This is a genomic window from Nonomuraea guangzhouensis, assembly GCF_019396345.1.
In the GTDB taxonomy this organism is placed as follows: Bacteria; Actinomycetota; Actinomycetes; order Streptosporangiales; family Streptosporangiaceae; genus Nonomuraea; species Nonomuraea guangzhouensis.
Window position 1 is genome coordinate 106,261 of the sequence record NZ_JAHKRM010000004.1, and the last position, 13,820, is coordinate 120,080.

The window sequence follows — 13,820 nt, forward strand, 5'->3', positions numbered from 1 at the left end:
TTTAGCGCAGGATCTGGACTGTGAAGAGCAGCGAGCTTCTGGTGGCTCGCCTCCACGTCGATCTCAGACGGCAGGCGAGCGCGCTCTGTGCCATGCGGTGACCTCCGGGTCCCGCTCCCCGTCTTCCCTTTTCACACTCCACCATCTCAGGAGCGCTTCAGCATGCCCACGACCAGCATTCTGACCGTCAATCGCGTGGCCGGGCACATCGGTGCCGAGATCACCGGCATCGATCTCGCCCACCCCCTGGACCCCTCCACCGTCGAGGAGATCCGCCAGGCCCTGTTCGCCCACAAGGTGGTCTTCTTCCGTGGCCAGACCCTCGACCACGCCGACCAGATCGCCTTCGCCCGCCAGTTCGGCGAGCTGACCCACGCCCACCCGCACGAGGACACCCGGCCGGAGGACCACCCGCAGATCCTCACCATCGACCCGCGCCGCTACGAGGAGAGGTACGGCCCCGACTACCGCGAGCTGAACCGCAAGCGGCGCTACTCCTACAACTCCGGCTGGCACACCGACGTCACCGCCGCCGTCAACCCGCCGGCCGCCTCGATCCTGCGGGCCGAGACCGTGCCGGAGTTCGGCGGCGACACCCAGTGGACCAACCTGGTCGCCGCGTACGAGGGCCTGTCCGCGCCGCTGCGGGCGTTCGTGGACGGTCTGCGCGCCGAGCACCGCTTCCTCGCCGGATACCGGCCGGCCGAGGACGACGGCAAGCTCGTCAAGCGGATCAACGACAACCTGCTGGTCTCCGTACATCCGGTGGTGCGGGTGCATCCCGAGACCGGCGAACGGGCGCTGTTCGTCAACCCCGGCTTCACCGATCACATCATCGGCCTGTCCGCCGTGGAGAGCCGCCGCGTGCTGGACCTGCTGTACGAGCAGATCACCCGTCCCGAGTACACCGTCCGGTTCCGCTGGCAGCCGGGCAGTCTGGCCTTCTGGGACAACCGGGCCACCGCCCACCTCGCTCCGTCCGACCTCGACCACCTGGACGTCCAGCGCACCCTCCACCGGGTCACCCTGATCGGTGACCGGCCTGTGGGTCCCGACGGCTTCGTGTCCGAGATCGTCGCCGGTCGGGAGTTCAGGGCCGAGTCCCTCGTCGTCGCCTGACGGCCCGCGAGCGTGCGAGCGTGCTCGGGGCCTGCTCGCACGCTCGCGGGTGCTGGTCAGCGGCTGCCGAGCCGGCCCTGGGTGACGGCGAGGACGGCGCCGACGAGGAGCACCGCCGCCCCCACCGCCTGCACCGTGCCGAACGACTCCCCCAGGAACAGGGCCGAGCAGGTGGTCCCGACCACGGGCACGAGGAACATCATGATCGACGCGGAGGCGGGGCCGACGGCGTGGATGCCCCGGTAATAGAGCAGATTGGCCACCGCGGTCGGGCCGAGCGCGACGAAAACGACGTTCAGCCAGACGTGGGCGGGCACGCTCTGCCAGGCGACCTCGACGGCCGATGGCACGCTGTACACCGCCAGCAGCACCGCCCCGCTCAGCGTCGCGTACGTCGTCGCCTCCAGCGGTTCGATCCCCGCGAGCACGCGGCGCCCCGCCAGCGTGAACGCCGCCCAGCAGCAGGCGCTGAGCAGGAAGAGCAGGTCCCCGGCGAGCCGGCCCTGTCCACCGCCCGCCGCGCCGCCCGAACCCGCGAAGAAGATCAGCGCACCGGCAGCGCCGACGGCCAGACCCGCCACGCGCGCCGGGGACGCCTTCTCCTTCCCCGCCAGCAACAGGAAGGACGTCGTCAGCACGGGGCTCATGACCGGCACGATGGTGCTCCCGTCGATCGCCGGCGCGAGTGACAACCCCCAGAAGAACAGCACGTTGTACACGAAGACACCGAGCACACCCGCGCCGGCCGCCCGCGCCCGGTCCCGCCAGGACGCCCGCCGGGCGTCGCCGCCCCGCCGGAAGAGTCGCAGGGCGATCAGCAGAGCCACGGCCCCACCGCCGAACCGCAGCGCCGCCACCACGGGGTGCGGCAGGTAATCGACGATCACCTTGGAGCTGCCGAAGCCGCTCCCCCACAGCAACATCGTCGTTCCCAGCAGTAGGTACGGCCTGGTCCGTACGGGGTCACTCGTCGCCGTGCTCACCATGAAGTCACCTCCGTCACAGTTGCCGCCGCCCTCGGCGGCAGTGACCAGCCTGCGCCGAAGCCGGTATGCCGGTCTTGTACGCTCGTGCACTCAGTGCGGAGCGGGAAGGGGTGACGACGGGTTGAGCGGCGAGGCCGGCGAATGGACCCGGTACTGGCGTTCGCCCGAGAAGCCGCTGGAGGCCATGTACGCGCATTTCCTACGCCATCGCTACCACCGGCACAGCCACGAGACCTACTCCTTCGGCGTCACCGAGCACGGCGCGCAGACCTTCACCTGCCGTGGCGCCGGGCACACGAGCTCGGCCGGCATGGTGATGGTCTTCAACCCCGACGAGGTCCACGACGGGCACGCGGCCCACGAGCTGGGCTTCATGTACCGGATCGTGCACATCGGCCATGAACTGATCGCCGACGTGCTCGCGGACGTGACCGGGCGTCCGGCCGGGCTGCCGCTGTTCGCCGCACCGGTCCTGGACACGCCGGTCCTGGCGGCGCGGCTGCGCGAGCTGCACACCGCCCTGCTGCGGGGCGCCACCCCGCTTGAGCGCGACGAACTCCTCTCCTCTGTGATCACCGCGTTCGTCCACGGCGCGGCGCGAACACCGCCCCCGCCGCCCGCCCCGCTCCACTCGCCCGCCATGGCGCGGCTGGCGGCGAAGGCGCGCGAGCTCGTCCACGACCGCTACGCCGAGCCGATCAGCGCCGACGACCTCGCTGCCTGGACCGATGCCAGCAGGTACGCGGTCTACCGGGCCTTCCGCGCCGCCTACGGGCTGACGCCGAGCGAGTACCAGCGCCAACTGCGACTGCGCGCCGCCCGTCGCCTGCTCGGCCAGGGGCATCCCGCGGCCCGCGTCGCCGGCGAGACCGGATTCACCGACCAGGCCCATCTCACCCGCTGGTTCACCCGCTCGTACGGCGTCACGCCCACGCGGTACCGCCTGTCGACCGACCGGGCTCAGCCGACCGCGTAACCGCCGCACGGTTCTGGGCGGCGGCCACACCCGGGGGACAGGGCACCTCACGACTTTTCATCCCCTGACCGACGTGTCACTATGGCCGCCTCCTGTACCGGCCAGAGCGATGAGGGGACCCCTGATGCGTATCGACCGCCTCGACCACCTGGTGCTGACCGTCGCCGATCTGGAGGCGACGGTCGACTTCTACAGCCGCGTTCTCGGCATGGAGCCGGTCACCTTCGAGGGACGCCGGGCGCTCGCGTTCGGCCGTTCAAAGATCAATCTGCACGAGGCGGGCCACGAATTCGAGCCGAAGGCCGCGCGTGCCGTGCCCGGCAGCGCGGATCTCTGCCTGATCAGCACTGTCCCGCTGGAGCAGGTCGTGAGTCACGGCAGCGGTGACGGCTGCTGCGGCTGCTCCCCGGGTGTCGCATGCTGCCCGCGCGCGAGATGCCGCTGCAGCTCGATGTGCCGGAACTGGTAGTAAGGCCCCTCCGCACGCAGCAGGCCCAGGCGGTGCGCGTCGTCCAGGAAGTTCATGGCCCGCAGGGGCAGCATCCCCTTGGTGGCCAGGCGGGGCACCGTCAGGTTGTAGGCCAGCCAGGCGTGGTGGCTGCCCAGCATGAGCCCGGACAGCAGCCCCAGCAACAGCCCGCCCACGATCGCCACGCTTGTGGGCAGGTGTGCCCGCACCCCGATGGCCCCGGCCATGAGCCCGACCACGAGCCCGCTGATGATCCGGATGACGGTCAATTTCCGGTCGGCCTGCCAGGTCGAGCGAGGGGATCTCGCGGTCGCGGTGGTGGCGGGGCGCTCGACCCAGCGGATCAGGCCGAGCACGACGACGAACCCGACGCCGGACAGCAGGCCGATGTCCCTCACGCCCGCCAAGCCCCCCTGCACGACTCCCGCCAGACCGGCCTTCACTCCGCCCACCGAACCGCCCATGAGCCAGCCGACGAGAGCCCCCAGAGCTCCGACGAGAAGCCCATCCCTGAGGACGCGGAGGACCTCGGAGAGCCGGCCGCGGAGCTGGAAGTCGGCATGGCCCGGCGACTCGGTGAACCAGGATCCGATCATGATCATGACTACCAGCGCGGACAGCAGGCCGATGACCACGCCGGCGACGGGGAGCCGGGTCAGCAGGGTGAAGGCCAAACCGACCACGACTCCGATCACCATGCCGGCCCACACCCGGACCGGACGGCTGGGCGTGTGGCGAGCCAGGTGCCACCACGCCATGTCGAGCGAGTCCTCCCCCTTGAGCGTGACCTGTCGGGACAGGTACGTGAGCCAGCGGCTGACCTGATCCGAGGTCCATGCGTACCGCGGCCGGAAGGGCCGAGGTGGGCCGGGAACGGGCGGCCGCGTGCTCACCAGGGCGGGGATGAGCTGATCGCACAGATGGTCGTGCAGTTCGGCCGCACTGCCGCGCCCGAGTTCCAGCAGCGGCGTCGGATCCACCCGCGGTGCGATGTAGGTGGCACGGACCAGCCAGAGCCCCAGGGAGGCCGAGGCGACCTTGGACAGGGCTGGGGCGGCGCCCGTGCGCAGCGCCTCCAGGATCTCGAGCCAGATGGGGTGGGGCACGGGGGGAAGGCACGCCCGCAGGTAGTCGGTCGCGGCGGCGGGGGACATCGGCTGCGGCTCGATGACCGCCGTCGCTGTGATGACGTCGCCTATCTCCGCCACGGCCTGGGCGAACTGCGTCGTGCGGCAGGTGAGGATGAGCTGGTCGGTCTCGTACATCCCGCGGTTGAGCGCGGTGAGCATGGCCGCGCGGGCGGCCTCCGGCAACTCGTCCAGCCCATCGATGACAGGCAGCACCTCACTGCGGGCCACGAGCGTCTCCGGGATGTCGGGGCCGAGGCCCTCGGCGCGCAGCGCGTGATAGTCCGCCGCCAGGCTCGCGACCAGCCAATCCCGCAGTTGCGGATGTACGCGGTCGTTCCAGCGCGCGGCCGACAGCAGCACCGGGACGGGCTCCCCTGGCTGCCGCGTGCGCAGCAGTTCGAGCACCAGCTGCACGGCCAGGGTCGTCTTCCCGGTGCCAGGACCGCCCAGAATGATCAACCGGCGGCAGCGCAGCGCACGGAAGTTGCGCACCATGTCCGCCATGTGCACGTCCACGCCGGGGAAGGCCACAGCGCCCTTGGCGATGATCTCAGGATGGTCGGCCAGTTCGCGGCGTTCGGTCGAGCGCCAGGCCAGCGGCATGGGCTCGGGATCGCCCAGAGAGCGCAGGACCGTCTCGTCGCGCCACTGCTGAGTCACCAGGCCGGCCAGGACGTCCTTCGCCTTGCCGATGTCGGCGGACGTCGGCACGGGCACGGGCTCGCCGCGTTTACGCCACCAGAACAGGTACGGCACCAGACCGTTGCCCAGCGTCATCACACTGCCCGCCGCCGCGATGATCTGGAGGACTCCGACCCGTGTCCCCGGGCCCTGCGGCAACAGCTGAGCCACGATCATGAGCGCGATGGCCAGAGCTAGGAGCAAAACGCCCAACACCATCCACCATATGGCTTTGCGATTCTGCCGCCAGTATTGTGAAGACATAATCCATTGTGGGCATATTTCATATGAAAACAGGCCCGCAAACTCCACACGCAAGGTCGGTAAAACGGAAAAACCGGCTGCCTCATTGATGGCATCGTCAATCGGGTGGCATCGATTCGGAAATTTCCCCAGGCAGGTGAAAGGCACCTGCCCCGCCCGTCGCGGCGGCCTGCCCCCGGCGGCCGGGGATGACGAGGTTGCCGTTGGTGACCAGCATGAACCGCTCCAGAGCCGGCACGATCACGTGCACGGCGGTGACCCCGCCGGGGAGAACGCACACCGTACGGTGGTAGGCCAGGTGACCCCGCGCGGCCAGCATCGCGGCCACCTTCCGCGACTGGCCGCCGGGAGTCGCAACCACTTCGACGACCTGCGGGAAGGGGACCACACGCGCCTCACGCAGGAGATCGGTGAGGTCGAACCGCCCGCACGCGTGCAGTTTCGGGTGCGCCGCCAAGCCGGCCAGATCGCACTGCGTGGGGGTGCTCGACAGCCTCTCGCCGAGGGTGGTCTGGATCAGCTCGGTGAGGGCGCGCCAGGCGGCGTAGGCCGGGCTCAGCGAGGTCCCGGCACCGCGCCGGTGCGGATGGAGGGCGGTGGGGGCCGTGTACGCCAGCATGGTCGGCACTCCGACGTCACTGGTGATGTCCAGCAGGTGCACCGGTGAGCCGATCAGCTCTCCCGCCGTGGCGTACGCTCGCGCGAGCCCGTTCGGCAGCGTGTCCGGATCGATCAGCCGGAGCCGGAGACCATCCCCGCCCAGGAAGGCCCGCGCCAGGAGCAGGGACAGCGCGTCCCGCTCGATCGCCTCGTTGAGGGCGTGCAGCAGTGCCTCGGCGGTGGTGACGCCGACGGCGGAGCCGCTGTTGCAGCTGTAGCGCATCAGGTGGGTGTAGTCGCAGTCGTCCCCGGCCAGCCGGCGCAGTCGCGCGGCGCCGGTCTCGACGTACCAGGGGGCGAACAGGAACAGCGGCACCAGCGCCTCCCGACCCCCGCCGAGGGCTCGATAACGCAGGCAGGCCATTCGCCTGCCGGGCATCCGGGCCAGCAGCAGTGCGCAGATGTCCCCACGCAGCGGTCCAGTGGCGAGCTCGGCCGGCGCGGCAGGTTCAACGCCGATGGGGTCGAACCCCGCGGGGCCGGTAAGGAAATGCTCGACGGCCTCGAACAGCGCACCCACGCGGGCCTCTTCCGGGCGCCCCTTACCCATCCCGCACGCGATCGGGGATTGCTCCCCCGCGCCGCCGAGCAGCCCGCACCACCAGGCGGTCGGATCGCGGCCCTCTCCCGCGTCCATGAGCTCCGCCCGCAGGCCCAGCGCGGCCAGCGCCACCTCCACTCGCCTTCTGGCCTCGCCCAACGGCACCGCCCGCTCCACCTCGCAGAACGCCCGGTTCACCGTCTCCGCGCCGCGCGGCAGGGCGCAAGATTCCGGATCCCGATATGGCCTACTGCTCGCCATCGCCGGGCATCGCGGATGACAGTTCCTCCAGGCGGTCGAGTTCGGCCGGGGTCAGCTGCTGAGTGGACCTGTCCAACGACTCGACCGGCACATAATCCACGACATTTCCCATGAGGCTCCCCCTTCGCCATCCCCTCGACAAATACCACAGAAATGAACATAAGTCATTTAATGACATATTTACGCATATAGGGGCTTAACTTAACCACAGATTAGGGCGCTTTCGCATCGGGTCACGCGGGAGCAAAGGCGTACTTGCGGCGAGTCAATTCGCCCATCGCTCCCTGGACGCCAGCTCGTCGCAACGCGCATATTTATTGTGATATGCCCGTTTTAGTGGAGTGGCGGGTCGCTATGGATATATCAACAAAAGTCCGGGAAAATAAGCTGGCGCGGACGCAGGCGGCCGCCGAGCGGTACCGCTGGAGCGGGGCCGACCGTTATGACGCCTGGCGGAGGCAGGAGCGGGGGGAGGCGTTCCCCGACTCGCCAGAGATGCTCGCGGCCCGCGCCGCCCGCCTCATCCAGCGCAACGGGATCCCGGCCGACGCGGCGATGGAGGCCATCCGTGCCGACAGCTTGGACCAGCCGAAGATGTACGAGCGCATCCTCGGAGTGGCCAAAGACCTGCAGGCGTGGAGCTTCCTGCCCCGTGGCGCACGGGCCGCACGGACCGTCGCACGGATCTCGGTCAGCGAGAACGGCCGCGAGATCCCGCTCGGCACCGGCTTCCTGGTCTCACCGAGGCTGCTGCTGACCAATCACCACGTGTTCCCCGACGCCACGGCGGCACGGTCGGCCTTCGTGGAGTTCGACGCCCAGGTCACCATCGACAACGCCCCTGACGTGTCCAAGCGGTTCGCCCTCGCCCCGGACACCCTCTTCATCGCCGACTACGATCTCGACTTCGCCCTGGTCCTGGTGAGCCCCGATTCCGACGGCCGGCCCCCAGGGGAGACGTTCGGCTGGAACAGGCTCAGTGTTCAGACGGGCAAGCTGGTCATCGGAGAGCCGGTGAACATCGTCGGTCATCCCAGCGGCCGGCTCAAAGAGATCTCCATCCGCGAAAACCGGCTGGAGGCACGGCTGGACCGCTTCATCCAGTACCAGACCGACACCGAGCCCGGCAGTTCCGGCTCCCCGGTGTTCAACGACCAATGGGAAGTGACGGCACTCCACCACAGTGGCGTGCCCAGGACCGACGACCAGGGACGAGTTCTGCGGCGCGACGGGCAGATCTGGCAAGAGGGAGACGGCGACGACGCCATCGACTGGATCTCCAACGAGGGCGTGCGCATCAGCGTCATACTCAAGCAGCTGGCCACGCTGCCGCTCGACGACGCCCGCCTGGCGTTCCTGGCCGAGATGGGGTCAGAGTCGGGGCTCCAGGACGGCACCGCCGCTCGGCCGGTTGTCACCGGATTGATCCCGCCTCCCGCCCCTTCGGTTGACGGGCTGTCCGTCGAGACAGACGTACGAGTGGATGCCACGCACGTACGGACCGCCGCGGCCCGCATCGGTCTGGCCGCCGGCCCGACCGCGTTCGGCGGGTCCAGGCACCTGGTCTTCCTGCACGGCCGCGGCCAGCAGGGACACGACCCCGAGCAACTGCGCCGGTACTGGACCGCCGCGTTGAACGGCGGACTCACCCGCGCGTGTCTGCCCACGATCGCACCGGCCGACGTCTGGTTCCCCTTCTACGGGTCCCAGCTCGTCCAGGCCATGCAGACCCGCGAAGGCATCCCCCACTCGCCATGGGAGGCCGCCGGCGATCCCGTCGAGGCGGCCGCACCGGGATCCGGCAGCACTCGGCGGCTGTACGAGCAGATGATCATCGAGGCGGCGGCCCAAGCAGGCCGGCCCGCCAAACACCCGGCCAGGGAGGAAGGGCTGAGCGATGCCGTACACCAGGGGTTGAGCTGGCTGGCCGACACCACCAACCTGGATCAGCTGCTCATAGCCGCGATCTTCGCCGATGTGGCCGCCTACCTCGACAACCAGCGGATCCGGGATACCGTTCTGGACTGCGTGCTCCAGACGATGCCGCGAACCGGCCAATTGGTCCTGGTCAGCCACAGCCTGGGCACGGTGGTCGCCATGGACCTGCTCACCCGGATCGACCCGAGGATCGAAGTCGAACTCCTCGTCACCGCCGGCAGCCCGCTCGGGCTGGACAGCGTCTTTGAGCGCCTGCTCGCCGGCGGGCCCCAGCGTCCAGACCGGGTGGCCCACTGGTTCAACGCCTGGTGCCCCAGCGATCCGGTCTCCATCGGCTGCCCGCTGAGTGACCACTGGCAGGGGGAACTGGTCGAAACCCCCGTCGCCAACCCGGCGGGCCATGCCCACGACATCGAGGAGTACCTCGCTCACCCGGAGGTCGCCCAGGCGATCGGAGCCTCACTCACCTCACCGACCCCGGTATGAAACCCGGCGGCGCCATAAAGGGACGGACGGAGACGGAACTATGACGACACTCAAGGTCACGACGGTCAACGGCGAGTGGATGAACGACTGGTTCACCCTCGACGCTCAGCCGGCGGCCTTCAAGCCGACATTCTCCCGAGATGGAGACCAAGGAGTAACCGCGCAGGCCGCCGGCCGCCTGGCCGGACTGATCTCCGCCATCGACGCGGACATCGTCGCCTTGGTGGAGGCGCCGAGCCGCCCGGCGGAGCTGGCCTTGTTCATCGAGGAGTATCTGACCGTCGACGGCACCGCCACGTATGACTTCGTGCAGGGCGATTCCGGTGGGAGCCAGAAGCTGGCCCTGTTGTTCAAACCCGACCGTGTCGCGGGCGCCCTCACTCCTTCGGACGAGGTGGAGCTGTTCATCGAGCCGTGGCTGGCCGACGTCGACGGTGACGCGGTTCTCGACGAGTACGCGTTCACCAGAAACCCGCTGTGCTGCACCATCGATGTCGACGGGATCACGTTGCAGGTGGTGGTCGCACATCTGAAGTCGAACTTCATCAACCAGGGCAGCGAGATGTGGCATGACCCCGCGCGGCGACCGGAGTTCATCCGGGCCGCGTTGCGGAACCGGCGGCGGATCGCCACCGAGGCGATGCGCATCCGCAGGGCCACGGAGCAGCGCATGGACGCCGATCCGAGCTCGGCGATCATCGTGCTCGGAGACCTGAACGACGGCCCCGGCCAGGACTTCTTCGAGGAGTTGTACCTCGCGCACAACGTCACCGACATCCTCGTCGGCTCGCCGTACCGGCCCGAGCGACTCTTCGGCCACGCCCAGGCCGATGTCCCTGAGAACCAGCGTTTCAGTGCCGAGTTCGACGATTTCGTCACCGAGGAGGCGCACCGGCGCGTGCTGCTGGACCACATCCTCCTCTCGCCCGCCCTGACGAATGGCGGCTCACCACTGACCAAGGTGCCAGGATCCGGTCTCGTCGAACATCAAGCCTGGGCCGCCCAGATCGCCGGCGACGGATCCGCACGGGACCAGCGGGCAACCGACCACCGCCCGGCCAGCGTCACCCTCACCCACTCCTGAGTCGATACCAGCCGCCGACACCACCGACCGCGTGACCACTGCACGGTGGCCTTGCTCCGCCTGCCGAGATTTTGCGAGAAGCGTTCGTCTTACCGGAGCCTTGTCGAGGTTCCATACTGACTCCTTGACTTGATCGTCGGGAGGCCGGATGTTACACGGACGCGGGGCCGAGCAGGCCGAGGTCGACGCGCTGCTCGAAGCCGCCCGGGCCGGACGCAGTGGCGCGGTCATCGTCAAGGGCGAGACCGGCATCGGCAAGTCGGCGCTCCTCGACTACGCCGCCGAGCGGGCCGCCGGTTGGCCGATGCTGCGGACGCTGGGTGTGGAGTCGGAGACCGAACTGCCGTTCGCCGCCCTCCACCTGCTCCTGCGGCCGGTGCTCGGGCACGTCGAGCGGTTGCCGTCCGGTCAGGCGGCGGCGCTGCGCGGTGCGATCGGGGCGGCGCCGGCCGGGGTGGCCGACCGGTTCCTCGTCGGGCTGGCGGCGCTCACGCTGCTGTCGGACCTGGCCGGAGACGGGCCGATCCTGTGCCTGATCGACGACGCGCAGTGGCTCGACGACGCCTCTGCCGACGCACTGCTGTTCGCGGCCAGGCGGCTGAACGCCGAGGGGGTGGTCATGCTGTTCGCGTCCAGGGACGGCGCGGCCACCCCACGGCCCGACGCGATGACCACGCCGGGAGAGACTTCGCCGTGGATGGGGGCGCTCGCCGTACCCACGGTGGCGCCGCCGCGCGTGGAACCGATGGCCGCGCCCGGAGATACCCGGCCGCGGATGGAGGCGCTGGCCTCGACCGGGGTGGCCGAGCTGCGGCTGGGGCGGTTGGAGGCGGCGGCGGCTGAGGCGTTTCTGAGCGAGCGGGCCGATGATCTGGCGCCGCAGGTGCGGCGTCGGGTCCTCGACGAGGCGGCGGGCAATCCGCTGGCGCTGATCGAGTTCGCCGCCGTGCTGACCCCCGAGCAGCGGGCGGGCCGGTTGAGCCCGCTGCCGTTCGCGGGTGAGTCGGGGCCGCTGTCGCAGCGGGTGCGGAACACGTTCGAGGCCCATATCGACCGGTTTCCCGAGCCGGCCAGGACGGCGCTGCTCGTCGCCGCGGCCGATGACACCGGGGATCTGGATCTGGTGCTGCGGGCCGCCGCCCGTCTCGGCGCGACGGTCGCGGACCTGGCGCTCGCCGAACGTGAGGAGCTGATCCAGCTCTCGGCGGCCGGGCTGTCGTTCCGGCATCCGCTGATCAGGAGCGCGGCCTATCGCGGCGCGCCGTACTTCCGCCGGGTCGCCGCCCACCTGGCACTGGCGGAGTCGCTGAGCGCCCAGCCGGCGGGGTGCCTGGGCGACCAGACAGCCATGTCTCTGACCGGCCAAGTGACCAGGCACCTGAAAGCCCGGACGGCCACAGCCCTCCACGACAGGACGGAACCGCCCCTGAACGGTCAGGCGGCACCGCCCCTGAACGGTCAGGCGGTCGAGTCTCTGGGTGGTCAGGCGCGGGCCGATCGGCGGGCCTGGCATCGGGCCGCCGCCGCTACCGGTCCGGACGAGGAGGTCGCCGGGGATCTGGAGCGCGCGGCCGTACGGGCGCGCGATCGGCAAGGGTCGGCTGCCGCGTCCGTGGCGTACGAGCGGGCTGCCGACCTCACCGCCGACACCGTCCACACGGCGCGCCGGCTGATCGCGGCGGCGGAGCTGGCGGTTCAGGCCGGGCAGCTGAAGCGCGCCATCGGGCTGGCCGACCGGGCGGCGCCGTTCGCCACGACCCCGGCCGAGCACGCCGGCCTCGCCCGGGTACGGGCTTGCGTGGAGGTGGAACAAGGCTCGCCGAGCGCGGCGGGGCGGCTGCTCACCGAGGGCGCGGAGTACGTACTGACGGCCGACCCCGCCCTGGCGGCCCGCATGCTGGCCGAGGCGATCCACTACGCCTCCTTCGCGGCCGACCCGAAGCTCGCCCACGACGCCGACCTGCGGCTCAGCGCACTCCCCCTACCCAGAGGACCGCTCACCGCGGGAATGGTGGTGGAGGATGGCCGGCCCGCAGAGGACGTCTCCCCCATCCGCACAGCGGCCGAGCTCGCCGCCGGGATGGCGGTCGTGGCGCGGCTCGTGGCGGGGCAGCCAGTGACGGACGTCTCCCCCATCCGGGCGGTCGCCGCACTGGCGGGCGAGTTCGGCGAGCTGTTGCCGCTCGCCACCTCCCTGAGCATCATCTCGGGCGATGAAGTGACGGCCCACCAGCTGGCCGGGTCGCTGGTCGCGCGGTGTCGAGAGCACGGCCTGATCGGCGTGCTCCCCCAGGCGCTCGCGCTGCTAGCGCAGGCGCAGCTGCTGCGCGGCAGGCACCGCGAGGCGACGGCCGCCGCGTCGGAGGCGCTGAGCGTCGCCTCCGACATCCACCAGGCCCATCGGGCCGGACACGTGCACGGCCTGCTCGCCTGGATGGCCGCGGTCGGCGGGGAGGAGGAACGCTGCCGGGAGCTGGCCGCGCGGGCGGACGGCGACGTCGAGGCCACCCGGGCGCTCGCCGCCTGGGCGCTCGGGCTGTCGCAGTTGGGCTGGGGCCGGGCCGGGGCCGCTCTCGACCACCTCCAGACGGCGGGTCAGCGCCACCCCGTGGTCGCGCTCTACGCGGCGCCCGACCTGGTCGAGGCGGCGGTGCGCGCCGGGCGGGACGATCTGGCGGTGCGGGCGGCGGCCGGGTTCGAGGGGTGGGCGGTGGTCGTGGACCGCCCGTGGGCGACCGCCGTCGCCGCCCGGCTCAGGGGGCTGCTGGCCCAGGGCGACGAGGCGGGCGAGCACTTCGCGCGGGCTGTGGCCGTACCCGCTGACCAGCCGTTCCAGCAGGCGCGCAACGAGCTGCTGTACGGCGAGTGGCTCCGGCGGGCGCATCGGCGTTCGGACGCGCGGCTGCGGCTGCGCGCGGCCTTTGAGGGGTTCGACGCGCTCGGCGCGGTGCCGTGGGCCCGGCGGGCCCATGGCGAGTTGGAGGCGGCCGGTGAGGCGGCCGCGGTGTCCGCGAGTGGCGGTCTGCTCGACCGGCTGACGCCGCAGGAGCGTCAGGTGGTACGGCTCGCGGCGGCGGGGCTGTCCAATCGGCAGATCGGCGCGCGGCTGTTCCTCAGCCCGCGTACGGTGGGACATCATCTGTACAAAGCGTTTCCCAAGCTCGGCGTGGCCTCCCGCGCCCAGCTCACCGGGCTCGACCTAAGCAGGTGACCACCGCTACTTAG

The 13,820-nt window shown here is 70.5% G+C and carries 11 protein-coding genes; 7 read left to right on the forward strand and 4 right to left on the reverse strand.

The features are described from left to right. Positions 1 to 20: 20 nt before the first annotated feature. Both KME78_RS67865 and KME78_RS08675 read left to right on the forward strand, forming a co-directional pair. Complete coding sequence (locus KME78_RS67865; protein ID WP_355451062.1) at positions 21 to 101, forward strand: putative leader peptide; 81 nt, start codon at positions 21 to 23, stop codon at positions 99 to 101. A gap of 61 nt (positions 102 to 162) precedes the next feature. Further along, on the forward strand, positions 163 to 1,119 hold the full coding sequence (locus tag KME78_RS08675) for a TauD/TfdA dioxygenase family protein (RefSeq protein ID WP_219528286.1): 957 nt from the start codon (positions 163 to 165) through the stop codon (positions 1,117 to 1,119). Positions 1,120 to 1,175: 56 nt separating this feature from the next. Here KME78_RS08675 and KME78_RS08680 read toward each other — a convergent pair whose 3' ends face one another. Continuing rightward, positions 1,176 to 2,105: a DMT family transporter gene (locus KME78_RS08680; RefSeq protein ID WP_219528287.1), complete on the reverse strand. Its 930-nt coding sequence runs from the start codon at positions 2,103 to 2,105 to the stop codon at positions 1,176 to 1,178. Between the two features lie 121 nt (positions 2,106 to 2,226). Here KME78_RS08680 and KME78_RS08685 point away from each other — a divergent pair, with 121 nt between their 5' ends. Both KME78_RS08685 and KME78_RS08690 read left to right on the forward strand, forming a co-directional pair. Beyond that, positions 2,227 to 3,081, forward strand: a complete 855-nt coding sequence (locus tag KME78_RS08685) for an AraC family transcriptional regulator (RefSeq protein WP_219528288.1) — start codon at positions 2,227 to 2,229, stop codon at positions 3,079 to 3,081. 124 nt (positions 3,082 to 3,205) lie between these two features. Further along, positions 3,206 to 3,550 (forward strand): VOC family protein, encoded by a 345-nt coding sequence (locus KME78_RS08690; protein WP_219528289.1) that lies wholly within the window; start codon positions 3,206 to 3,208, stop codon positions 3,548 to 3,550. Here KME78_RS08690 and KME78_RS08695 read toward each other — a convergent pair. The 3 genes from KME78_RS08695 to KME78_RS66010 all read right to left on the reverse strand — a co-directional run bounded on the left by KME78_RS08695 (position 3,454) and on the right by KME78_RS66010 (position 7,199). Then, complete coding sequence (locus tag KME78_RS08695; RefSeq protein WP_219528290.1) at positions 3,454 to 5,574, reverse strand: NACHT domain-containing protein; 2,121 nt, start codon at positions 5,572 to 5,574, stop codon at positions 3,454 to 3,456. The two genes, KME78_RS08690 and KME78_RS08695, sit on opposite strands and share 97 nt — an antisense overlap. A 148-nt stretch (positions 5,575 to 5,722) precedes the next feature. Next, positions 5,723 to 7,024, reverse strand: a complete 1,302-nt coding sequence (locus KME78_RS08700; RefSeq protein WP_219528291.1) for a YcaO-like family protein — start codon at positions 7,022 to 7,024, stop codon at positions 5,723 to 5,725. Between the two features lie 49 nt (positions 7,025 to 7,073). Continuing rightward, positions 7,074 to 7,199, reverse strand: coding sequence for a hypothetical protein (locus tag KME78_RS66010; protein ID WP_281428659.1), 126 nt, complete (start codon positions 7,197 to 7,199; stop codon positions 7,074 to 7,076). A gap of 212 nt (positions 7,200 to 7,411) precedes the next feature. On the opposite strand from KME78_RS66010, the gene KME78_RS08705 reads away from it, so the two are divergent. The 3 genes from KME78_RS08705 (at position 7,412) to KME78_RS08715 (ending at position 13,806) form a co-directional block, all read left to right on the forward strand. Continuing rightward, the gene (locus KME78_RS08705) at positions 7,412 to 9,511 is read left to right on the forward strand and encodes a serine protease (protein WP_246650754.1); all 2,100 of its coding nucleotides are present in this window, start codon (positions 7,412 to 7,414) and stop codon (positions 9,509 to 9,511) included. Between the two features lie 40 nt (positions 9,512 to 9,551). Next, positions 9,552 to 10,595: an endonuclease/exonuclease/phosphatase family protein gene (locus tag KME78_RS08710; RefSeq protein WP_219528292.1), complete on the forward strand. Its 1,044-nt coding sequence runs from the start codon at positions 9,552 to 9,554 to the stop codon at positions 10,593 to 10,595. 148 nt (positions 10,596 to 10,743) lie between these two features. Beyond that, positions 10,744 to 13,806: an AAA family ATPase gene (locus KME78_RS08715; RefSeq protein ID WP_219528293.1), complete on the forward strand. Its 3,063-nt coding sequence runs from the start codon at positions 10,744 to 10,746 to the stop codon at positions 13,804 to 13,806. Positions 13,807 to 13,820: the final 14 nt, after the last annotated feature.